The sequence below is a fragment of the Aureimonas pseudogalii genome (genome assembly GCF_014196835.1).
Classification (GTDB): domain Bacteria; phylum Pseudomonadota; class Alphaproteobacteria; order Rhizobiales; family Rhizobiaceae; genus Aureimonas; species Aureimonas pseudogalii.
In genome coordinates this window covers 212,743-234,822 of the sequence record NZ_JACIEK010000005.1, presented here as the reverse complement: position 1 = coordinate 234,822, position 22,080 = coordinate 212,743, and the positions used below count along the sequence as shown (strand labels likewise).

Sequence of the window (22,080 nt, the reverse complement as noted above, 5' to 3'; positions counted from 1 at the left end):
TAATAGAGGCCTGTTCGCCCTTCCTGGCTGGTCGCACGAACCGTTCAGCCGCGGTCCATCCTTCGAAAGGTCCTTTCCGCATGTCCGCACTTTCCGCCCGCAGCGTCCTGGCGGGCCTCGCGCTCGTTCTCGCCGGCTCCACCTCCGCTCTCGCCGCCGACGCGCAGGCCTTCGGCGAGCGCCTGAAGAGCGTCATGGCCGGCCAGTCGGTCGTGCTCTCCTATGCCGGCGCGACCGCGGACGGCGACGACGTGGTGCTCGGCGACGCCAAGATCACGCCGCAGCGCCCCGGCGCCGAGGCGCTCGGTCTCGGCGACCTGCGCTTCGAGGACGTCGCCGGTTCGACGCCCGAGGGCTGGCGCGCCGGCCGCGTCGTGCTGAACGACGTCGATCAGGCGGAGGGCGGCACGCGCGTCACCGTTTCGGGCGCCTCCGTCGAAGGCTTGTCGCTGAAGGGCACGAACGACACCTCCGCGGCCCTGTCGCCCGTCTATTTCGAGCGCGCCAATGTCGGCACGGTCGGCATCGAGAAGGACGGCAAGTCGGTGGTCGGCGTCGAGAACGTGCGCCTGCAGAACGCGGGATCGGCGACCGAGGGCTACCGCTCGACCTTCGACGTCGGCAAGTTCCGCGTGAACACCACGGCCTCGGGCGCGCCGGGCGGCGCAGCCGTGATGACCGAACTCGGCTATCCGCAGGTCAGCGGCGACGTCAGCGGCGTCGCCTCCTGGAACCCGCAGAGCGGCGCGCTCACCCTATCGCCGCTGCAGATCGAGGTGGACGATGCCGGCGAACTCGCCTTCGCCTACACGATCACCGGCTACACGCCGAGCTTCATCCAGTCGCTGGCGCAGCTCTCCGAGCAGATGAAGGCGACCAACGGCCAATCCGAGGGTGCGGGCATGGCGGTGATCGGACTGGTCTCGCAGCTCTACCTGCAGTCCGCCTCGCTCGAGTTCGAGGACCGCTCGCTGACCAACCGCCTGCTCGACTATTTCGCCAAGCAGAACAACCAGAGCCGCGAGCAGCTCGTCTCCTCGCTGACCGGCATGATGCCGCTGGCGCTCGGCACCCTGCAGAATCCGGCCTTCCAGGCCAAGGTCTCGGGCGCCGTCACCGACTTCCTGCAGAACCCGAAGTCGCTGCGCATCGAGATCGCGCCACCCGCCCCGGTGCCGGCGACGCAGATCATCGGCGCCGCGATGGGCGCGCCGCAGACGCTGCCGCAGGTTCTGAACGTCGACGTGCGCTCGGGCAACTGACGACCCGGACGAGACAAACCGCCGCCGCCGGGCAACCGGGGCGGCGGCGCGGCCGTTGCGCCGACATGCCGTCTCACGAGTCCGACCCGCTTCTCGTTACCCTGCGCTTCGACGAGCCGTCCTTCCGACGCTTCCAGTCCGAGCGCCGACAGCATTTTCCGCCCGCACGCAACATCGTGCCGGCGCATCTCTCGCTCTTCCACAAGCTGCCCGGCGAGGAGATCGGCGCGATCGTCGCCGACCTTCGCGAGGCGACGAAGGAGCAGCGCGGCGCCATTCCGCTGGCGATCACCGGGCTGCGCTTCCTCGGGTACGGTACGGCCTATACGATCGCCTCGCCCGCGCTCGACGTGTTGCGCGCCGACCTCGCCCGCCGCTGGTCCAGCTGGCTGACGCCGCAGGACGCGCAGCGCTTCTCGGCTCACGTCACGATCCAGAACAAGGCGCCGGCCGGCGAGGCCAAGGCGCTTCATGCCGCGCTGAATGCGGCGTTCGTACCCTTCGCGGCCGAGGCGACGGGCCTTCTTCTCTGGCACTATCGTGGCGGCCCTTGGGAGCCGGCGGGCGCCTTTCCCTTCCCCGAACCGGAAGCGTGAAAAAGGGCGCCGCAGCGTCCTTTTTCGTCAGTCGTAGAACCCGGCCTCAGGCCTTGGGCGCGGGCGGAGCGACGCGGATGCCGAGATCGCGCAGCTGCGGGTTCGACGCCTCCGACGGCGCGTTCATCAGGAGATCGAAGGCCTGCTGGTTCATCGGGAACATGGTGATCTCGCGCAGGTTCTTGACGCCGCAGAGCAGCATCACGATGCGGTCGACGCCCGCCGCCATGCCGCCATGCGGCGGCGCGCCATACTGGAAGGCGCGGTAGAGCGCGCCGAAGCGCTCCTCGACGTCGGCGCGCGAGTACCCGGCGATCTCGAAGGCCTTGACCATCGTCTCGGGCAGCTGGTTGCGGATGCCGCCCGACGCGATCTCGAAGCCGTTGCAGACGATGTCGTACTGGTAGGCCTTGAGCGACAGGGGCTCCTGGCTTTCCAGCGCCTCGATGCCGCCCTGCGGCATCGAGAAGGGGTTGTGCGCGAAATCGACCTTCTTGTTCTCCTCGTCCCATTCGTAGAACGGGAAGTCGATGATCCAGGCGAGCTCGAAGCGCTCGCGGTCGACGAGGTTCAGCTCCTCGCCGACGCGGGTGCGCGCCGCGCCGGCGAAGGCCGCGAAGGTCTTCGGCACGCCGGCCACGAAGAAGCAAGCGTCGCCCGCCTCGAGGCCGAGCTGGGTGCGGATCGCCTCGGTGCGCTCCTCGCCGATGTTCTTGGCGAGCGGGCCGGCGCCGCCGAGCGCCCCCGCCTCGTCGCGCCAGAAGATGTAGCCGAGGCCCGGCTGGCCCTCGCCCTGCGCCCAGGCGTTCATCCGGTCGCAGAAGGCGCGGGAGCCGCCGGTCTTGGCGGGGATCGCCCAGATCTCGACGGCCGGGTCCTTCGCGATCATCCCGGCGAAGACCTTGAAGCCCGAGCCCGCGAAATGCTCGGTCACGGCCTGCATCTCGATGGGGTTGCGAAGGTCCGGCTTGTCGGAGCCGTATTTGCGGATCGCCTCGGCATAGGGAATGCGGCGGAAGGTCTGCGACACCGGCTTGCCGTCGGCGAAATCCTCGAAGATGCCGCGGATCACCGGCTCCATCGTCTGGAAGATGTCCTCCTGCTCGACGAAGCTCATTTCGAGGTCGAGCTGATAGAACTCGCCGGGCAGGCGGTCGGCGCGCGGGTCCTCGTCGCGGAAGCAGGGCGCGATCTGGAAGTAGCGGTCGAAGCCGCTCATCATGATCAGCTGCTTGTACTGCTGCGGCGCCTGCGGCAGCGCGTAGAACTTGCCCTGGTGGATGCGGCTCGGCACGAGGAAGTCGCGCGCGCCCTCGGGCGAGGAGGCCGTGAGGATCGGCGTCGAGAACTCGGTGAAGCCGGTCTCGGTCATGCGCCGGCGCATGGCGGCGATGATCTGCGTGCGGCGCACGATGTTCTTGTGCAGCGTGTCGCGGCGCAGGTCGAGGAAGCGGTACTTGAGGCGCACGTCCTCCGGATACTCCTGCTCGCCGAAGACCGGCAGCGGCAGCTCCTTCGACTGCGAGAGCACCTCGATCTCGCGCGCGAAGATCTCGACCTCGCCGGTCGGCAGCTTGGTGTTGACGGTCTCGGGCGTCCGCGCCTTCACCGTGCCGTCGATGCGGATCACCCATTCCGAGCGCACGGTCTCGGCGGCCTGGAAGGCGGGGGATTCGGGGTCCACGACGATCTGCGTCAGGCCGTAATGGTCGCGCAGGTCGATGAAGAGCAGGCCGCCATGGTCGCGCACGCGATGCACCCAGCCCGACAGGCGGACGGTCTCGCCGACATGGGCGGGGCGCAGATCGGCGCAGGTGTGGCTGCGATAGCAATGCATGATTCGGTCTTTCTTTCCGGCGGACGGGCGAACCCGCCGCGCGAAGCGCGTGCCGAAGCACCGGCGCCCGCGCCCTGATTTGGGGCGGAAAAGCGCATGGAGGCCCCATCCTGTCAAGATTTCGGGCTCGGAGCGCCCGTCGATCCGGCCTCGGCGCGGGCGAAAGCGGTGAATTGGCTCCGCTTCGCCCGAGCCCCCGTGCAACGCGGGAAAAAGACGTTCTATAAGGAGGGATGGAGCCGATCATCACGACCACCGCCCTGGCGGACGCCTGCAAGACCCTCGCGAAGGCCGAGTTCGTCACGGTCGACACCGAGTTCATCCGCGAGACCACCTTCTGGCCCGAGCTCTGCCTCATCCAGATGGCATCCGACGACCTCGCGGTGCTCGTGGATCCGCTGGCCGAGGGCATCGACCTCGCGCCGTTCTTCGCGCTCATGGCCGATGCCGGCGTGCTGAAGGTGTTCCATGCAGCGCGGCAGGACATCGAAATCATCCACAAGCTCGGCGGGCTGATCCCCGCCCCGCTCTTCGACACGCAGGTCGCGGCCATGGTCTGCGGCTTCGGCGAATCGATCGCCTACGACGCGCTGGTGGCGCGCACCTCGGACGGGCGCATCGACAAGACCTCGCGCTTCACCGACTGGCGCCGTCGTCCGCTGTCGCCCGACCAGCTCGAATACGCGCTGGCCGACGTGACGTATCTGCGCGACGCCTATCGCTTTCTTGCGAAAGCGTTGGAGGTCGAAAAGCGCGAGGACTGGCTGGAAGACGAGATGGCGGTTCTCGCCGACCCCAAGACCTACGACATTCATCCCGACGACGCCTGGCGCCGACTGAAGCTGCGCATTCGCAAGCCGATCGAGCTGGCGGTACTGAAGGAGGTCGCGGCCTGGCGCGAGCGCGAGGCGCGCGCCCGCGACCAGCCGCGCTCGCGCGTCCTGAAGGACGACGCGGTCTACGAGATCGCGCAGCAACAGCCGAAGGACGAAGCCGCACTGTCTCGCCTGCGCACGGTCTCCAAGGGCTTCGAGCGCTCCAGCGCCGGGCGCGACATCCTCGCCGCCGTGGCGCGCGCCGCCGCCATCCCGAAGGCCGAGCTGCCGCCGGTGCCGAAGGCGCCGAACCTGCCGGACGGCACCGCGTCAGCGGTGGAGTTCCTGCGGGTGCTGCTCAAGATCGTGGTCGAGGAACGCGGCGTCGCCGGCCGCCTCATCGCGTCGGCCGACGATCTCGAGAAGCTCGCGGTCGATGGCGAGCGCGCCAATGTCGGCGCGCTGCAGGGCTGGCGGCGGGAGCTCTTCGGCGAGCGCGCGCTCGAACTGCTCGCCGGCCGCTCGGCCCTGGTCTACCGCGACCGGCGTGTCGAGGTGGTCAAGCTCTGACCCCCTCCTCCCCTCGATCGGGCGTCAGCGCACCTCCATGCGCAGCGTCCGCTCGATGATCTTGGCGAAGGCCTGAAGCCGGGCTTCGGGGCGCTCGCCGAGAAGACCGGCGAGATCCCGTGGAATGACCAGAGTGAAGCCGCCGCGCGGATCCTGCGCCCAACGCAGGCGTTCGAGAACACCAGGCATCGCCGCGGTCAGCAGGTAGGTGACGCGAAAGAGCGAAGCGAGAATGCGCGCCAGCGTCAGCGTGCGCGTCTCGACGACATGGCCCATGTTGGCGATCGAATCGGGATCGAACGAGCCCTCGTAGCGATAGTAGTTGGCGAGGCCGAGATAGGCCCTGCCGGCATGGTCCACCGCCGGAAAGTTGGCGTTGACGATGATCGACATGCTCTGGCGCCCGCGATAGTCGGGATGGGCGCGCCAGGAGATGTCCGTCAGCAGGCAGGCGGCCTTGCGCAAACGCTCCTCACCGGGCGTCTCGTGGATGCCGAGCGCAGCGAAGGTCCGCGACGACCACTCCACCAGTTCCTCGTTGTGGCGCGGCGAGCGCGAGCGCAGGAACGACAGTTCGTGCGCCGATTCCATCAGCGGATCCTTGGCCTTCTCCGCCGCGTCCAGCCGGGCGTGCAGGTAGCCCTCGCGCACGCCATAGGCCGAGAGCACGATCTCCGAGGGCTTGAGATGGGTGATGACGGCTTGGAGCGTGACCGCGCCGAAGGCCAGCAGCGCCCGGCGGCTGCGCGAGATGGCGGCGATGCCCGGCAGCTTGTCGGGGTCGGCCTTAATGACCGAGGCGAGGAAGTCGGCGATCGCGGCCGGCTTGACGCTGTAGCCGTGCATCACGTGCAGCGGATAGCCGGTCTGCTCCATGTGCAGCTTGAAGAGGTTGCGCCAGGTACCGCCCACCGCGAAGAACGGCCGCCCAGTCGCGACGCCGGCAAAACCCGTGGCGATGACGTGGCTCTCGGCGATGGCGCGCGCCTTGGCAACGTCGTTGCCGGAGAGATCCTGCAGGCGCAGCCCCCCGAGCGGCATGGTGACGCCCTGCCCGATCCTGCCCCCCGCGACGTCGACGATCTCCAGCGACCCGCCGCCGAGGTCGCCGGCGATGCCGTCCGGCGCGTGGAAGCCGGAGACGACGCCCTCGGCGGCGAAATGCGCCTCGTCAGCGCCCGACAGAATGGTGATCGAGCAGCCGATTGCGGCCTCGGCCGCCCGCACGAAGTCCGGCCCGTTGGTGGCCTCGCGCGCGGCGGCCGTTGCGATCGGGTGAATTTCGGTGACGCCCGATTGCGCGCACAGCGCCCGGAAGCGCGACAGTGCCGAGAGCGCGCTCGCCACCGCCTTGTCGTCGAGGCGGTTGGTCTGCGCCAGCCCGCGGCCAAGACCGCTCAGCACCTTCTCGTTGAAGAGCACGGTCGGCGCGCGCGTGTTGCCCTCGTAGATGACGAGACGCACCGAATTGGAGCCGATGTCGACGACCGCCACGGGCGTACGCCCGGGAATGCGTCCGTGCGGGAGGGGGTCAGTCGAAACGGGAGTGCTCCGCACGTTGTCTGGCGATAAGCTTCGGCGCATTCGATTTCAGGGCTTTCCCGCGTCCCGAGAGGCTCGGATTGGTCATGAAGTAGCGCTGGGCGTTGAACGGCTGCTCGCCTGGCAGGGGCACGATGCGCCGCGAGGTGCCGTCCGACAGAACCGACCAGCTCTGCTGATTGTCGAGGATGTTGGCGAGCATGATCTGCGAGAGAACCTGGCTGTGGACCGTGGGCGTGGTGATCGGGATCAGCGTCTCGACGCGTCGATCGAGGTTTCTCGGCATCATGTCGGCCGAGCCCATGTAGACGATCGCCTTTTCCGAAGGAAGCCCGTGGCCGGCGCCGAAGCAGAAGATGCGGCTGTGCTCGAGGAAGCGCCCGACGATCGACTTGACGCGGATGTTCTCGGAGAGGCCGGGCACCCGCGGGCGCAGGCAGCAGATGCCGCGCACGATGAGGTCGATCTCGACGCCGGCCTGACTCGCTCGGTAGAGCGCGTCGATGATCTGCGCGTCGACGAGCGAGTTCATCTTCATCCAGATCTGGCCGGAGCGTCCGGCCTTCTCGTGCTCGATCTCCTCCTCGATGTGCTGAAGGATGCGCTTGCGCAGCGTCAGCGGCGAGATCGCGAGCTTGCGAAGCTCGGTCGGCTCGGCGTAGCCGGTGATGTAGTTGAAGATCAGCGAGACGTCGTGCGCGATGTCCGGGTCGGCCGTGAAGTAGGAGAGGTCGGTGTAGACCTTCGCGGTGATCGGGTGGTAGTTGCCGGTGCCCAGATGCACGAAGGAGGTGATCTTGCCCTCCTCGCGGCGCACCACGAGCGACAGCTTGGAATGCGTCTTCTTCTCGATGAAGCCGAAGACCACCTGCACGCCGGCGCGCTCGAGATCGCGCGCCCAGCGGATGTTGGCCTCCTCGTCGAAGCGCGCCTTCAGCTCCACCAGCGCCGTCACCGACTTGCCGGCCTCGGCAGCGTCGATCAGCGCGCGCACGATCGGCGAGTCGTTGGAGGTGCGGTAGAGCGTCTGCTTGATGGCGAGGACGTGGGGGTCGAGCGCGGCCTGGCGCAGGAACTGCACCACCACGTCGAAGCTCTCGTAGGGGTGGTGGACGACGATGTCCTTCTCGCGGATGGCCGCGAAGCAGTCGCCGTTGTGCTCGCGGATGCGCTCGGGAAAGCGCGGGATGTAGGGGTCGAACTTCAGGTCGTCGCGCGGCAGCTTGACGATCTGCGACACCGATTCCAGCGCCAGCAGCCCGTCCATCACCGAGATGCGGTTCTCGGCGACGCCGAGTTCGCTGGCGACGAAGTTGCGCAGCGACTCGGGCATGGCGTGGTCGAACTCGATGCGGATCACCGAGCCGCGCCGGCGACGCTTGAGCGCGGTCTCGAACAGGCGCACGAGATCCTCGGCCTCTTCCTCGACCTCGATGTCCGAGTCGCGGATGATGCGGAACGTGCCCTGCCCGCGCACCCGGTAGCCCGGGAAGAGCTTGACGATGAAGGCGGCGACAACGCTCTCCAGCGGCACGAACCGCGCCTGCCCGCCCTCGGTCAGCGGCATCTCGATGAAGCGCTGCAGCGCCACCGGCAGGCGCAGGAGCGCGTTCATCGACTGCTTGTCGCGCTCGCGCACGAGCGACAGCGCCATCGAGAAGCCGAGATTGGGAATGAACGGAAACGGGTGCGCCGGGTCGATCGACAGCGGCGTGAGGACCGGGAAGATCGCCTCGTCGAAATGGCGCTCCAGCCAGACGCGGTCGTCCCTCTTCAGGTCACCGGCAGCGACGATGAGGATGTTGGCGGCCTTCAGCTCCTTCACCAGCACGGCGAGCGAGGCCTGCTGCTCCTCCTGAAGAATGACGATCTCGCTGAGCACCCGGTCGAGCTGCTCCTGCGGCAGCAGCCCGTCGTCGCTGCGCACGGTCACCTTCTCGCGCACCTGCCCGGCGAGGCCGGCGACGCGCACCATGAAGAACTCGTCGAGATTGCCGGCCGAGATCGAGAGGAAGCGGACGCGCTCCAGCAGCGGCTGCGCGGCGTTCTGCGACTCTTCGAGAACCCGGCGGTTGAACTGCAGCCAGGAAACCTCGCGGTTGACGAACCGGTCGGCGGGCAGTTCGGCCAGCGGCGCGGGCGGCACGGGCACCGGCGCCGCGACGGGCACGATGCCGGCGGCCTCCATCAGCGGCTGGTCGGGCTGGTCCTGCAGCGCCTCCCCTTCGAGCGTCTCGTCGTCGGCGAGGTCTCCATCGACGGCCGACGCGACGTCCTGCACGCTCGCGTCCTTGGTCCGGCGCGTGGGGCGACGACGCGGCGCGGTGGCGGGTTCGACCTTGGGCTTTTCGGTGGAGATCGAATCGGTCATCGCGCTCGGACGGTCCTTCTGCCCATGGATCGCTCGCTCCTATGACGTTCCCACGACTGTTTCATGACGGCTCCCCCGACTCCAGCGCCATTTCGCGCAGCACTCGCTGCAGCAGCGTCCGGTTGATCGGGCCCTTGGCCGCGAGTGCCTCGCGATCGAGCCGCCGCACGAGTTCCGCGGCGGCCTCCAGCGAGCGCTCCATGCGCGACAAGGCGAAGAAGGCGAGCTTGGGATCGAACTCGATCTGACGGTCGGAGGCGAGTTTCAGCAGCACGCCGAGCAGCAGATCCTCGTCGGGCGCCGCGAGCTCGACGATCGTCGCCGCGCGCAGCCGCGAGCGAAGGTCGGCGAGGCGGATCGGCAGCGCGGCGGGCAGCAGACGGGAGGTCGCGAGCACGCTGCCCCCTCCGAGACGCGCCGCGTTGAGGAGGGCGAACAACGCCGCCTCGTCGTAGGGCGTCCGGTCGAGATCCTCGACGAGCACCGCGAAGGGCGCCGCGGGAAGCTCCGCCGCGTCGTCGAAACTCACGGCACTGGCCCGCTCGCCCCAGGCGGCGGCGATGTGCGTCTTGCCCGAGCCCGGCGGCCCGGCGACCACGAGCACGGGATGCGGCCAGTCCGGCCAGGTGTCGATGGCGCCGATCGCCAGCGCGTTGGCCTCGCTCGCCACCAGGTCGTCGCGCGCCAGCGAGGTCCGGGTGGGGAGATCGAACGGGATCTGCGCGGGCATGCGAGTCGTCAATCGGGCAGTCCGAGGCGTGGATCGACCGGCTTGGCAATGGACGCGCCCGTGGTCTCCGCGCCGATCTGGCGAGACCCCGCATTCGCCTCGATCGTGCGGCCGAAATAGACCTCGCTCGTCAGGTACTGCTGGATCACGAAGCGAACGAGCACGCCCACCACCGCCGCGGCGGGCACGGCCATGAGGAGGCCGACGAAGCCGAACACCGCGCCGAAGGCAAAGAGCGCGAACATCAGCCAGACCGGATGCAGCCCCACCGAGGCGCCGACGAGCTTGGGCTGCAGGATGTTGCCCTCCACGAACTGGCCGGTGAAGAACACGCCGGCCACCGCCGCCACCCAGATCCAGTCCGGCGCGAACTGGACGAGCGCGACGCCGACCGCGATGACGAGGCCGATGGCCGAGCCGACATAGGGAATAAAGGAGATGATGCCGGCGAAGAAGCCGATGAGCAGGCCGAAGTTCAGCCCCACGGCGGTGAGACCCACCGCGTAGTAGGTGCCGAGGATGAGGCAAACGCTGCCCTGCCCGCGCACGAAGCCGGCCACCGAGCGGTCGATCTCGCGCGCCAGCCGGCGCACGGTGTTCACGTGCTGGCGCGGCACCAGCGCGTCGATCTTGGCGATCATCCGGTCCCAGTCGAGCAGCAGGTAGAAGGCGACCACCGGCGTCACCACGAAGAGCGACAGGAAGTTCACCACCGCGAGGCTCGAGGTCCAGAGCGAGGCGACGAGCGAGGTGACGAAGCCCGAGAGCTGGCGCACGACCGCCTGGAAATCCTGCTGCAGCGTCTGGTCGCCGCCTTCCACGAAGCGCGAGAGCGGCCCCGCCCGCAGCTCCTGCGCCAGCTCCTGCAGGCGTCCGAGATATTGCGGCAGCCGCTCGACGAAGCCGGCCACCTGCCCCCCGATCACCGGCACCAGCACCAGGAGCACCAGCGTGATGACGATGATGAAGGTGACGAGGATGAGAAGGCTCGCCATCAGCCGCGAGAGCCCGCGCCGCACCAGCCAGTCGGCGATGGGATCGAGGAAATAGGCCATCACCATGCCGAGCACGAACGGCAGGAGGATGCCCCGAAAGAACCAGAGCAGCAGCACCACGACCAGCGCCGTCAGGCTCCAGAACAGGATCTGGCGTTGCAAGAGGCGGCTTCGATCGTAGACCATGCGTCACTCCGGACCGGACGGCGTGCGGGACGTCAGGATCCTCGCGCGGTCGATCGGAGATAGGCAGCCGCGCGGAATCGGGTCAAGGCTCCCCGTCGCAAAGCGAGGCGCTTGTGTGCTGTTTCGACTTCCCGAGCAGGCCGAAAGGGTTGCTCGCGGGTTTCGATCGTGTCAACTCGCCCCAAACGAGGAAGCCGCCATGACCGCCGAGACACCCAACGGTTTGACCTATGCCGCCACCGGCGTCGACATCGATGCGGGCAACGAACTCGTGCGCCGCATCAAGCCTCTGGTGCGCTCCACCCGCCGGCCGGGCGCCGACGGCGAGATCGGCGGGTTCGGCGGGCTCTTCGACCTCAAGGCCGCCGGCTTCACCGACCCGGTTCTCGTGGCGGCCAACGACGGCGTCGGCACCAAGCTGAAGATCGCGATCGACACGGGTCTCCACGACACGATCGGCATCGACCTCGTGGCGATGTGCGTCAACGACCTCGTGGTGCAGGGCGCCGAGCCGCTGTTCTTCCTCGACTATTTCGCCACCGGCAAGCTCGACCCAGCGCAGGGCGAGGCGATCGTGGCCGGCATCGCGGAGGGCTGCCGACAGGCCGGCTGTGCGCTGATCGGCGGCGAGACCGCCGAGATGCCCGGCCTCTACGCCGAGAAGGACTACGACCTCGCGGGCTTCGCCGTGGGCGCCGCCGAGCGCGGACGCCTGCTGCCTTCGGCCGATCTCCAGTCCGGCGACATGATCCTCGGCCTCGCCTCCTCGGGCGTCCATTCGAACGGCTATTCGCTGGTCCGCCGCATCGTCGAGACCAGCAGCGCCGCCTACGACGCCCCCGCCCCCTTCGACACCTCGCGCACGCTCGCCGAGGCGCTGATCGCGCCGACGCGGATCTACGTGCGCTCGCTTCTCGCAGCGCTGCGCCAGGACGACGGCATCAAGGCGCTGGCCCACATCACCGGCGGCGGCTTTCCCGAGAACATTCCGCGCGTCCTGCCCGAGCACCTTCGCGCCGACATCGACCTCTTCGCCGTTCCCGTGCCGCCCGTCTTCGGCTGGCTGGCGCGGACCGGAGGCGTGGCGGAAGCCGAGATGCTGCGCACCTTCAACTGCGGCATCGGCATGATCGTGGTGGTGTCGGAGGCGGAAGCCGCGGCCGTCGCGGCGATGCTGCAGAGCGAGGGCGAGACCGTGGTGCCGCTCGGCCGCATCCTGCCGCGCGAGGGGGAGGCCGCCGTCACCTTCAACGGGACGCTCGCGCTGTGAGCGCAGTCCCGCGCAAGCGCGTGGCCGTGCTGATCTCCGGGCGCGGCTCCAACATGTCGGCGCTGATCGGCGCGGCGATGGACCCGTCCTTTCCCGGCGAGATCGTGGCCGTTCTCTCCAACAAGCCGGACGCCGGCGGGCTCGAGACCGCCGCGCGCTACGGCATTCCCGCCAAGGCCGTGAGCCATCGCGACCACGAGACGCGCGAGAGCCACGAGGCGGCGCTGATCCGCATGCTCGACGAGTTCCGACCCGACATCGTCTGCCTCGCCGGCTACATGCGCTTGCTGACGCGCCGCTTCGTCGAGCACTACAAGGGCCGGATGATCAACATCCACCCCTCGCTGCTGCCGCTCTTCCCGGGCCTCCACACGCACGAACGGGCGCTTCAGGCGGGCATGCGCGTGCACGGCTGCACCGTGCATTTCGTCACCGAGGACATGGACGAGGGCCCGATCATCGCGCAGGCCGCCATCGCGATCGAGCCCGGCGACACGCCGGACCGGCTCTCCGACCGGCTGCTGCGCGCGGAGCACCGGCTCTATCCGCACGCGCTGCGGCTGGTGCTCGATGGCACGGTTCGCATGGAAGACGGCAAGGCGGTGTTTGCGGCCGACGGCTCGGCTACTGCCGCGCCCTCTACCGGTCACGCCGGACGCGACGGCTTCGCGATCATCGTCTCGCCGGACGGGCGCGACGGCTGACGAGGCCCGCCGCCCGAAGGCTCAGGCGGCGCGCACCCACACCCGGTTGTCGTGGAAGGCCGCACCGCCGAAGGGCGCGGCGGGATCGGCCCCGGTCAGGACGTTGATCCCCTCGCCGCGCTCGAACGCCGCATTCGGCCAGAGCCCCTCGTGAATGAGAACGCCGGGTTTGGCCGCCGCGTCGATCTTCAGCGGCATGACGATCTCGCCGCGCGAATTGCCGATCTCCACCCGTATACCATCGGCGAGGCAGAGCCGCGCGGCGTCGTCCGGATGCATGCGCAGTTCCGGCCGCCCCTCGCGCTGGCGCGAACCCTTCGTCTCGGCAAAGGACGAGTTGAGGAACTGGCGCGCCGGCGGCGTCGCCAGACGGAACGGATGTGCCTCGTCCGCCTCTTCGATCAGCGCGGCATGGTCGGGGAAGGCGGGCAGTTCGCCCACCGGCCCGAGCAGCCCCATCGAGGCCGGCGGGCGGTTCGGCGCGGGCATGCCGGCCCAGTCCGGCCGGAAGCGGAACTTGCCGTCCGGCCAGGCGAAGCCTTTCGCGTAGTGCGCGGTCTCGAAGGCTGGCTGCACGTCGATCCAGCGCTCGCGCTCCAGCGTCTCCAGCCCCTCGTAGCCGCTGGCGCGCAGCAACTGGTCGATCAACTCGCGCTCGGTGAGCCCGAAGCCCGGCCGATCGGCGACGCCGAGCCGCTTCGCCAGCTCCTCGACCACGAAATGGTTGGTGCGCACCGTGTCGGGATGCTCGATCAGCTTGGGGCCGAAGAGGATGTGACTCTGGCCGCCGCCGCGATAGATGTCGTCGTACTCCATCGAGGTCGCGGCCGGCAGCACGAGGTCGGCGAGCTTCGCCGTGTCCGTCATGAACTGCTCGTGGACGGCGACGAAGAGATCCTCGCGCAGCAGCCCGCGCACCACGTCACGCTGCTCGGGGCAGACATTGGCGGGGTTGGTGTTCTGCACGATCATCGCCGTCACCGGCGGACCGCCGGCCAGCGCGTCGCGGTCTCCGGTGAGGACGGCGCCGATGCGCGACTGGTCGAGATGGCGGATCGCGGGATCCTGGTCGCCGCGCCCCTCGATGAGACGCTTGTCGAAGTTCCAGATGGCGCCGTTGTTGTGGAAGGCGCCGCCGCCCTCGTGCCGCCAATGGCCGAAGACGGTGGGCACGCTGAGCGCCGCATGCATCGCCACCGCGCCGTTGCGCTGGCGCGAGAAGCCGTAGCCGAGGCGGAAGAACGAGCGGGGGTTGCGCCCGACCAGCGTCGCGAAGGCCTCGATCTCCTCGACGCCGAGGCCGGTGATGCCGGCCGCCCATTGCGGCGTGCGGGTGGCGAGATGCGCCTCCAGCCCGGCGGGGTCGTCGGTATGCTCGGCGAGATAGGCGCGGTCGGCCGTGCCGTCGCGGAAGGCGACGTGCATGAGCGCGCAGGCCAGCGCCCCGTCGGTGCCCGGCCGCAGCTTCAGCGCGAGGTCGGCCTGCTTCATCGTGGCGTTGTCGTAGATGTCGATCACCACGATCTTCGCGCCGCGCTCCTTGCGGGCGCGGATGGCGTGGGTCATCACGTTGACCTGCGTCGCCACCGCGTTGGTGCCCCAGATCACCACGACGTCGGCCTTCGCCATCTCGCGCGGATCGACGCCGGCGAGCCTGCCGGTGCCGGCGACGAAGCCGGTCCAGGCGAGATTGGTGCAGATCGAATCGAACTGGTTGGAATAGCGCTTTGCGTGACGCAGCCGGTTCAGGCCGTCGCGCTGCACGAGGCCCATCGTGCCCGCGTAGAAGTAGGGCCAGACGGCCTCGGACCCGTGCCGCCCCTCGGCTTGAACGAAGCGCTCGGCCACGAGATCGAGCGCGTCGTCCCAAGCGATCTCGCGCCAGCCGCCCTTGCCCTTCGCGCCCACCCGCTGCAGCGGCTTCAGGAGGCGGTCGGGATGGTGGACGCGCTCGGCGTAGCGCGCCACCTTGGCGCAGATGACGCCGGCCGTGTAGCTGTTGTCCTCGGCGCCGCGAACGCGGCCGATCGTGCGGCTGTCGAGGATCTCGACCTCCAGCGCGCAGGTCGAGGGACAATCATGCGGGCAGGCGGTGAAGCCTTTGGTGACGGCGGCGTGCTGATTCATGGAATCAGTCTAGCTGAGCCGACGCATCGTGCATCATTCATTTTCGCGATGCGATGCATTACGCGAGAGGGGTCGGCATGCGATGCCGACCCCTCCGTCATGTGTCGCGTTTGGTCTCAGGCCGCCTGCGCGTAGCGGGCGCGCTCTTCCTGCGAGAGGGCGGGATAGTCGGTGTAGCCCTTCTCGTCGCCGCCGTAGAACGTGTCCTTGTCCCACTCGTTCAACGGCGCGCCGAGTTCGAGCCGCGCGACGAGGTCGGGGTTCGAGATGAACAGTTTGCCGTAGCAGACGAGGTCGACCTTGCCCTCGGCCAGCCGCTCCACCGCAAGATCGAGGTCGTAGTCGTTGTTGCCCATGTAGACGCCGCCGAAGCGCTGGCGGATCGCTTCGTAGTCGAAGCCGTCCTTCTTGCGGTCGCCGCCGGTCTGGCCCTCGATCACGTGCATGTAGAGAAGGCCGCGCTTGGCGAGCTCTTCGACATAGGCGTCGAACAGGCCCTGCTGGTCGCTCTCGGACGAGCCGCCCATCACCGTCACGGGCGAGATGCGGACGCCGACATGCTCCTTGTCCCACGCGGCCACCACGGCATCGACGACCTCGAGCGGAAAGCGCATCCGGTTCTCGACCGAGCCGCCGTAGCGGTCGGTGCGCGTGTTGGTGCCGTCGCGCAGGAACTGGTCGAGCAGGTAGCCATTGGCCGAATGCACCTCGACGCCGTCGAAGCCGGCGGCGCGGGCGTTGCGGGTCGCCTTCACGTAGTCGGCGACGACGCGTGGCAGCTCGGCTTCTTCCAGCGCGCGCGGCGTCTCGTGATCCTTGAAGCCCTCCTCGGTGAAGGCCTTGCCCTCCGGCTTCACCGCCGAGGGCGCGACCGGCGCCGCGCCGCCGGGCTGCAGGTCGGGATGCGAGATGCGGCCGACATGCCAGAGCTGCAGCACGATCTTGCCGCCCTCGGCGTGCACGGCGTCCGTCACCTTCTTCCAGGCGGTGACCTGCTCGTCGGTGTAGATGCCGGGCGTCCAGGCGTAGCCGCGCCCCTCCACCGAGATGTTCGTCGCCTCGCTGATGATGAGGCCGGCGCCGGCGCGCTGGCGATAATACTCGACATGCATCGCCTTCGGCACGCCGTCGGAGGTGGCGCGCGAGCGGGTGAGCGGCGCCATCACGGCGCGGTTGGCGAGGTGGAGCGGGCCGAGGTCGAACGGCTCGAAGAGCTTGGAATGCACCATGTCTGTCCCTTTGCATGGGTTCGCGAAAAAGCGGTTTCGCGGTAGGGAACGCAGAAGTGGGAGCTTCCGCTCCGCATTGCAGCATCGATGCACTGAACGCTGCGTCTCCGGAGCCCGTTTTCGTGAACTATCGCCATGCCTTCCATGCCGGAAACTTCGCCGACGTCGTCAAGCACGCGCTCGTCTGCCATCTCGTCGAGTACCTGAAGCGCAAGGACAAGCCGTTCCGGGTGATCGACACCCATGCCGGCTGCGGGCTCTATGATCTCGGCGCCGACGAGGCCTCGCGCACCGGGGAGCATGTCGAGGGCATCACCCGGCTCATGGCCTCGCCCGCCTGGGACGATCCGTCTCTCGCGAGCTACCGCGGCGTCGTGGAAAAGGTGCGCGAAGCCTTCGGCGCGCAGGCCTATCCGGGCTCGCCGATGATCGCGCGGCGCCTCCTGCGGCGGCAGGACCGGCTGTCCGCCTACGAGCTGCACCCCGAGGACGCCCGCCGTCTCGCCGCCACCTTCGCCGGCGATCCGCACGTCAAGGCGATCGAGCTCGACGGCTGGCTGGCGCTCGGCGCCCATCTGCCGCCGAAGGAGAAGCGCGGACTGGTGCTGATCGACCCGCCCTTCGAGGAGAGCGACGAGATCGAGCGGATCGTCGAGGGTCTGCGCCGCGCCACGCAGCGCTGGCCCGGCGGCATCTATGCCGTGTGGTATCCGATCAAGCAGCGGGCGCGGCTCGAGCGCTTCCACCAGCTGCTGCGCGAGAGCGGGATTCGCGACGTCGTGGCCGCCGACTTCTACCGCGAGCCGTTGCGCGCCGACGAGCGCCTCGTCGGCAGCGGGCTGGTGGTGGTCAACCCGCCCTACACCTTCCGCGACGAGGCGAGCGCCACGATGAAGACCCTCCTCCCGGTGCTCGGGAGCGGTTCAGCTGCAAATTGTGGCATCCTTGCGCTGGCCGCGGAGTGACGCGAGTGCAATATAACGGGCTAAGAAATCCTAAACCGGCCGATTGCGCCGGACCGAGTCGATACGGGAAACCCACCATGCGCCATCGCCTTGCCGCCCTTCTCGCCAGCGCGCTGAGCCTGTCGGCAGTGCTTCCCGCCATCGCCGCCGACTATTACGAGGCTTCGCGTCAGCCGGCGCCAATCGTCGCCAATGCGCTGGTGCCGAGTTGCGAGGACCCGCGCGTCGTCGCGCAGGTCGAGGATCAGTTCGAATACGGCGCGCCGCGCATGATCCCGGCCGATCTCGCCATCGTCGAGTTCTCCAACCTGATGGAAAAGGCCTACCACCCACTCGGCGGCTACAAGGAAGTCGAGCGGCGCTACTGCCAGGGCACCGTCCTCGTCTCGACCGGCGAGCACCGCACGGTCTACTACGTCGTCGAGTACCCGATGGGCTATGCCGGCATCAGCTGGCGTGCCGAGGGCTGCGTGCTCGGCCTCGACAAGTGGAAGATCTACGGCGCCAACTGCGAATCGCTGCGTCGATTCTGAACGCGGCCCTTCCCTTCCGATCGAGGCGCCCGGCATGAAGCTGCTCTACTCCAAGGCCTCGCCCTATTCGTCCAAGGTGCGCATGGCCGCGCATCTCTGCGGCTTCGAGCTGGACTGCGTGGTGACGGACACGGCTGCCGAGGGCGCCGATCTCGTGGAGAACAATCCGGTCGGGAAGATCCCCACCCTCGTTCTCGACTCCGGCGAAGCACTCTTCGACAGCCGCGTGATCTGCGAGTATCTCGACCGGGCCAGCGGCAATCTGCTGATCCCGCAGACGCTCGAAGCCTGGACGCGCACCAAGCGGGTCGAGGCGCTGGCAGACGGCATGACCGAGGCGGCGATCGCGACGCTCTACGAGGTTCGCTATCGACCGGAGGAGAAGCGCCACCAGCCCTGGGTCGACAAGCAGTGGCGCCGCGCCCATCGCGCCCTCGACGCGCTGGAGCGAGAGGTCGCACAACTGCCGGCGGAGCCGAACCTCGCGCATTTCGCCGTGGCCTCCGATCTCGGCTGGCTGCAGCTGCGCTATCCCGGCTCGTTCGAAACGCGCAATCCCGCTCTTGCCGTGTGGTTCGAGCGGTTCTTCGCCGACAACCCTGTCTACGAGCCGATGCGGCCGCAAGGCTGATCGCCCGTTTCCGTGGGTCGGCGCTTCGTCCTGCGTTGCGGGATGTTTCGCTTTAAACGCCAGATCGGCTCGATAGCGCTTGCGTCTGCATTGGGGTGACAACGCCTAGCCGAAACGCGGGACGCAAGCGTCAGAATTGCTTGCAATATGAGGCTTCTACGCCTCCCCCGCCGATCAGCGACGATGGCCAAGCGGCTCAAAGCTTCGTTGGGCAATCGCAGCCGAGTGCGAAACGGGCGATGCTGAAAACGCGGTCGCACGAGTGACGACAGGTCGAACGTTAAAACGGGACCTAATCGACACCCGCGACCGGTTTGCGTTCCGGCAACTGGCTGCCGAGAGACCGAGGTTCGCCGCCGATGATCGATGCGAACGATACCTTTGCGTCTCGGAAACATCACCGCCGGCAGCGCCCCGAACGAGCTTCAAGACAGGAGGCAGCGGGCTCTTACGTCAGAACTTGAGCGCAACGCCGGCGCGAATCGAGTGTTCGTCGAAGCCCGACGATACCGACACGTTTCCGAGATCGTAGGTCTTGGCGTCGAAGTCGGAATAGCGATATTCGACGCGCGAGGTCACGCCCGGCGCGACCTTCGCCTCCACGCCCGCTCCCACGGTGTAGCCGACATGCGTGTTGTCGTCCTCGGCGCCGCCCAGCGACATCTCCTGATGCGACACGGCGACGCCACCGGTGGCGAAGAGGAGGATCGGATCGTAGGCGACGCCGATGCGTGCGCGCAGCGAACCGAAGGCGGTGGAATCGTTCGAGATCGGCACGCCCGTCGCGGCGTTGAAACCGGACGCATCCACGTCGGACGCGCCGATATCGGCTTCAAGACCGTAGACGAGGCGTTCGGTCTGGAGATTGTAACCGGCATAGACGCCGCCGACCACGCCTTCTCCGTCGAACGACGCGCCACCGCTCTGGTCGAAATCGGCGAAGTTGTAGCCGACGAAACCGCCGGCATAGGGTCCGGACCACGTGTAGGTCGAGGCCACCGGCGCCTCGGCAACCGGCATGTCCGGCAACACGGCATCGGCCGCGAAGGCGTTGCCCGCCGCGAGCGCCATCAATCCGCCTGCAATGAAGGTGCCGAACACCCGCATGACCCAACTCCACTGGAAGGCCGCCGGTGCCTCCCTTTCACTCAACATGCGAACGCCGGCCGAGCCCCGTGCGTTCCGGCCAAGGCCTTGCAGCAAAACCCGTTTGGGGAGTTGACCTGCGCAAGCCTCGTTCCAGCATCGATATAAGCGCGGCCTTCGCCCGCCGCCAATTGCAAGCCGGTGACACCCCCGGGATTCTTGCTCGGCCTGGATAAGGCGGACCTTCGAGACCAAGGTACGCAAGCGCCCTCCTCCCGCCGGATTTGCCCCTGCATTTCCGGCGACGACGAATCATATAAGTGGAGACCGCACGTGCCGAACCGGCCGGGGCGATCCGCCGGCCCCTCGGGCACGCGCCGCGGACGGTTTCGAAAGGGCGTGCGGGCCCGCGGCATCCAACCCCGGTTCGCGAACGAAGATGACATGACCGACGAGCCATTGCCCGAGATCGACGACGAGGACGAGTTCGACCTGGACGAACCCAGCGAAGGCGACGACGCCCTCCCGGCATCGAACGCGGCTGCTCTGCTGGCCGCCATCGAATGGGACGGCAGCGGGCGGGCCCTCGACCAGACGCTGGTCGGCGCCGAACTCATCGCGGCCTTCGTCCAGCGGCTGCCGAACCGCCCAGGCGTCTACCGTATGTTCGACGAGGCCAACGAGGTTCTCTACGTCGGCAAGGCGAAGTCGCTGAAGAAGCGGGTGGCAAGCTACACGCGCCTCGCCGGCCACACCAACCGGATCGCGCGCATGATCCGCTCGACGCGGCACATGGAGTTCGTGACCACTCGCACCGAGACCGAGGCGCTGCTGCTCGAGGCGAACCTCATCAAGCGTCTGCGCCCGCGCTTCAACGTGCTGATGCGGGACGACAAGTCGTTTCCCTACATCCTCGTTTCCGACGATCACGAGGCGCCGGCGATCTTCAAGCATCGCGGCGCGCGCTCGCGGAAGGGCAGCTATTTCGGACCCTTCGCCTCCGGCGGCGCGGTGGGGCGCACCGTCGCCTCGCTGCAGCGTGCCTTCCTGCTGCGCACCTGCACCGACAGCGTCTACGAAACGCGCACCCGCCCCTGCCTTCTCTTCCAGATCAAGCGCTGCTCGGGCCCCTGCACCGGCGAGGTCTCCGCCGAGGACTACCGCGCGCTCGTCGGCGAGGCGAAGGGCTTTCTCTCGGGCCGCTCCGGCGAGGTGAAGCGCTCGATCGCCACCGCCATGCAGGCCGCCTCCGAAGAGCTCGACTTCGAGCGCGCCGCCGTCTACCGCGACCGTCTCTCGGCGCTGTCGCACATCCAGAGCCATCAGGGCATCAACCCGCACGGGGTGGAGGAGGCCGACGTCTTCGCCATTCATCAGGAGGGGGGGCTCACTTGCATCCAGGTGTTCTTCTTCCGCACCGGGCAGAACTGGGGCAACCGCGCCTATTTTCCGAAGGCGGACCCCTCGCTGGAGCCCGGCGAGGTGATGGGCGCGTTCCTGGCGCAGTTCTACGACGACAAGCCGGTGGCCTCTCTCGTGCTGCTGCCGGTCGAGATCGAGGATCGCGCGCTGATGACGGAGGCGCTGAGCACGCGCGCCGGCCGGCGCATCGAGATCGCGACTCCCCGGCGCGGCGAGAAGAAGGATCTCGTGGATCACGCCACCGCCAACGCCCGCGAAGCGTTGGGGCGGCGGCTGGCCGAAACGTCTTCGCAGGCCCGCCTCCTTGCCGGCCTGCAGGAGACCTTCAAGCTGGCGCGCGCGCCCCGGCGCATCGAGGTCTACGACAATTCCCACATCATGGGCACCAATGCCGTCGGCGCCATGGTGGTGGCGGGGCCGCAGGGCTTTGCCAAGAACCAGTATCGCAAGTTCAACATCCGCGGCACCGACATCACGCCAGGCGACGATTTCGGCATGATGCGCGAGGTGATGACGCGGCGCTTCTCGCGGCTGCTGAAGGAGCACGGCGACGCCGGCCCGGCGCCTGACGTCGTGCCCGACCCCGAAGCACCCGAGACGAGCGATTCGGCGGACATGCCGGACTGGCCGGATCTCGTGCTGGTGGACGGCGGCAAGGGCCAGATTTCGGCGGTGCGCAAGATCCTCGACGAGCTCGGCATCGCCGACAAGGTGACCACGATCGGCGTCGCCAAGGGCGTCGACCGTGACGCCGGGCGCGAGCGCTTCATCGTCGAGGGCCGCGAGCCCTTCTCGCTACCGCCGCGCGATCCCGTGCTCTACTTCGTGCAGCGCCTGCGCGACGAGGCCCACCGCTTCGCCATCGGCACGCACCGCGCCAAGCGTAAGAAGGAGCTGACGAAGAACCCGCTCGACGAGATCGGCGGCATCGGCCCGACCCGCAAGCGCGCGCTGCTCCACCATTTCGGTACGGCCAAGGCCGTGTCGCGCGCCGCCTTCGACGACCTTCTCAAGGTCGAGGGCATCTCAGCGGCGATCGCCCGCCTCGTCTACGACCATTTCCACGAGCGCCCGTGACGCCGGCTCCGCATGGCGGACGATCATCCCCGGATGATTTGTCCGCGCGATGTTGACGCGGCTCCCCCCGCGCGGTTGAACAGGCGATCAGCACACCGATCCATGCCGACCTCGGCCGGCCCCTTCCCGAAC

Annotated in this window: 17 protein-coding genes; 9 read left to right on the top strand and 8 right to left on the bottom strand. The window is 68.3% G+C overall.

All coding sequences use genetic code 11. The features are described from left to right. Positions 1-80: 80 nt before the first annotated feature. Both GGR04_RS12000 and GGR04_RS11995 read left to right on the top strand, forming a co-directional pair. Positions 81-1,262, top strand: coding sequence for an aq_1923 C-terminal domain (locus tag GGR04_RS12000; protein WP_183200129.1), 1,182 nt, complete (start codon positions 81-83; stop codon positions 1,260-1,262). 65 nt (positions 1,263-1,327) lie between these two features. Further along, a complete protein-coding gene (locus GGR04_RS11995; protein WP_183200128.1) occupies positions 1,328-1,858 on the top strand; it encodes a 2'-5' RNA ligase family protein in 531 nt (176 codons plus the stop codon). A gap of 46 nt (positions 1,859-1,904) precedes the next feature. Here GGR04_RS11995 and aspS read toward each other — a convergent pair whose 3' ends face one another. Beyond that, positions 1,905-3,695: an aspartate--tRNA ligase gene (aspS, locus tag GGR04_RS11990; protein ID WP_183200127.1), complete on the bottom strand. Its 1,791-nt coding sequence runs from the start codon at positions 3,693-3,695 to the stop codon at positions 1,905-1,907. A 233-nt stretch (positions 3,696-3,928) separates the two neighbouring features. Between aspS and rnd the strand changes: the two genes are divergently transcribed. Then, positions 3,929-5,080, top strand: coding sequence for a ribonuclease D (gene rnd / locus GGR04_RS11985; RefSeq protein WP_183200126.1), 1,152 nt, complete (start codon positions 3,929-3,931; stop codon positions 5,078-5,080). Positions 5,081-5,104: 24 nt separating this feature from the next. Here rnd and GGR04_RS11980 read toward each other — a convergent pair whose 3' ends face one another. The 4 genes from GGR04_RS11980 to GGR04_RS11965 form a co-directional block, all read right to left on the bottom strand. Next, the gene (locus GGR04_RS11980; protein WP_183200125.1) at positions 5,105-6,664 is read right to left on the bottom strand and encodes a Ppx/GppA family phosphatase; all 1,560 of its coding nucleotides are present in this window, start codon (positions 6,662-6,664) and stop codon (positions 5,105-5,107) included. Beyond that, positions 6,612-8,810 (bottom strand): RNA degradosome polyphosphate kinase, encoded by a 2,199-nt coding sequence (locus tag GGR04_RS11975; RefSeq protein WP_183200156.1) that lies wholly within the window; start codon positions 8,808-8,810, stop codon positions 6,612-6,614. The genes GGR04_RS11980 and GGR04_RS11975 overlap by 53 nt, the downstream gene beginning before the upstream one ends. Before the next feature lie 244 nt (positions 8,811-9,054). Continuing rightward, positions 9,055-9,723, bottom strand: a complete 669-nt coding sequence (locus GGR04_RS11970; RefSeq protein ID WP_183200124.1) for a P-loop NTPase family protein — start codon at positions 9,721-9,723, stop codon at positions 9,055-9,057. Positions 9,724-9,731: 8 nt separating this feature from the next. Continuing rightward, positions 9,732-10,904: an AI-2E family transporter gene (locus tag GGR04_RS11965; protein ID WP_183200123.1), complete on the bottom strand. Its 1,173-nt coding sequence runs from the start codon at positions 10,902-10,904 to the stop codon at positions 9,732-9,734. Between the two features lie 199 nt (positions 10,905-11,103). On the opposite strand from GGR04_RS11965, the gene purM reads away from it, so the two are divergent. Both purM and purN read left to right on the top strand, forming a co-directional pair. Beyond that, positions 11,104-12,174, top strand: coding sequence for a phosphoribosylformylglycinamidine cyclo-ligase (gene purM / locus GGR04_RS11960; protein WP_183200122.1), 1,071 nt, complete (start codon positions 11,104-11,106; stop codon positions 12,172-12,174). Then, positions 12,171-12,878, top strand: coding sequence for a phosphoribosylglycinamide formyltransferase (gene purN, locus GGR04_RS11955; protein ID WP_183200121.1), 708 nt, complete (start codon positions 12,171-12,173; stop codon positions 12,876-12,878). The genes purM and purN overlap by 4 nt, the downstream gene beginning before the upstream one ends. A 21-nt stretch (positions 12,879-12,899) precedes the next feature. On the opposite strand, the gene GGR04_RS11950 is transcribed toward purN, so the two are convergent. Then, positions 12,900-15,005 carry a molybdopterin-containing oxidoreductase family protein gene (locus tag GGR04_RS11950; protein WP_183200120.1) on the bottom strand — a complete coding sequence of 702 codons (2,106 nt, stop codon included), beginning with the start codon at positions 15,003-15,005 and terminating at the stop codon, positions 12,900-12,902. Between the two features lie 116 nt (positions 15,006-15,121). Continuing rightward, positions 15,122-16,234 carry an alkene reductase gene (locus tag GGR04_RS11945; protein ID WP_183200119.1) on the bottom strand — a complete coding sequence of 371 codons (1,113 nt, stop codon included), beginning with the start codon at positions 16,232-16,234 and terminating at the stop codon, positions 15,122-15,124. 122 nt (positions 16,235-16,356) lie between these two features. On the opposite strand from GGR04_RS11945, the gene GGR04_RS11940 reads away from it, so the two are divergent. The 3 genes from GGR04_RS11940 (at position 16,357) to GGR04_RS11930 (ending at position 18,363) form a co-directional block, all read left to right on the top strand. Then, a complete protein-coding gene (locus tag GGR04_RS11940; protein ID WP_183200118.1) occupies positions 16,357-17,199 on the top strand; it encodes a 23S rRNA (adenine(2030)-N(6))-methyltransferase RlmJ in 843 nt (280 codons plus the stop codon). A 77-nt stretch (positions 17,200-17,276) separates the two neighbouring features. Further along, positions 17,277-17,732 carry a hypothetical protein gene (locus GGR04_RS11935; RefSeq protein WP_183200117.1) on the top strand — a complete coding sequence of 152 codons (456 nt, stop codon included), beginning with the start codon at positions 17,277-17,279 and terminating at the stop codon, positions 17,730-17,732. A gap of 34 nt (positions 17,733-17,766) precedes the next feature. Next, positions 17,767-18,363 carry a glutathione S-transferase gene (locus tag GGR04_RS11930; RefSeq protein WP_183200116.1) on the top strand — a complete coding sequence of 199 codons (597 nt, stop codon included), beginning with the start codon at positions 17,767-17,769 and terminating at the stop codon, positions 18,361-18,363. A 453-nt stretch (positions 18,364-18,816) separates the two neighbouring features. Here the strand turns inward: GGR04_RS11930 and GGR04_RS11925 are convergent, their stop codons facing one another. Beyond that, positions 18,817-19,704: an outer membrane protein gene (locus tag GGR04_RS11925; protein WP_246393120.1), complete on the bottom strand. Its 888-nt coding sequence runs from the start codon at positions 19,702-19,704 to the stop codon at positions 18,817-18,819. A 189-nt stretch (positions 19,705-19,893) separates the two neighbouring features. Between GGR04_RS11925 and uvrC the strand changes: the two genes are divergently transcribed. After that, on the top strand, positions 19,894-21,948 hold the full coding sequence (gene uvrC, locus GGR04_RS11920) for an excinuclease ABC subunit UvrC (RefSeq protein WP_183200114.1): 2,055 nt from the start codon (positions 19,894-19,896) through the stop codon (positions 21,946-21,948). Positions 21,949-22,080 lie beyond the last annotated feature (132 nt).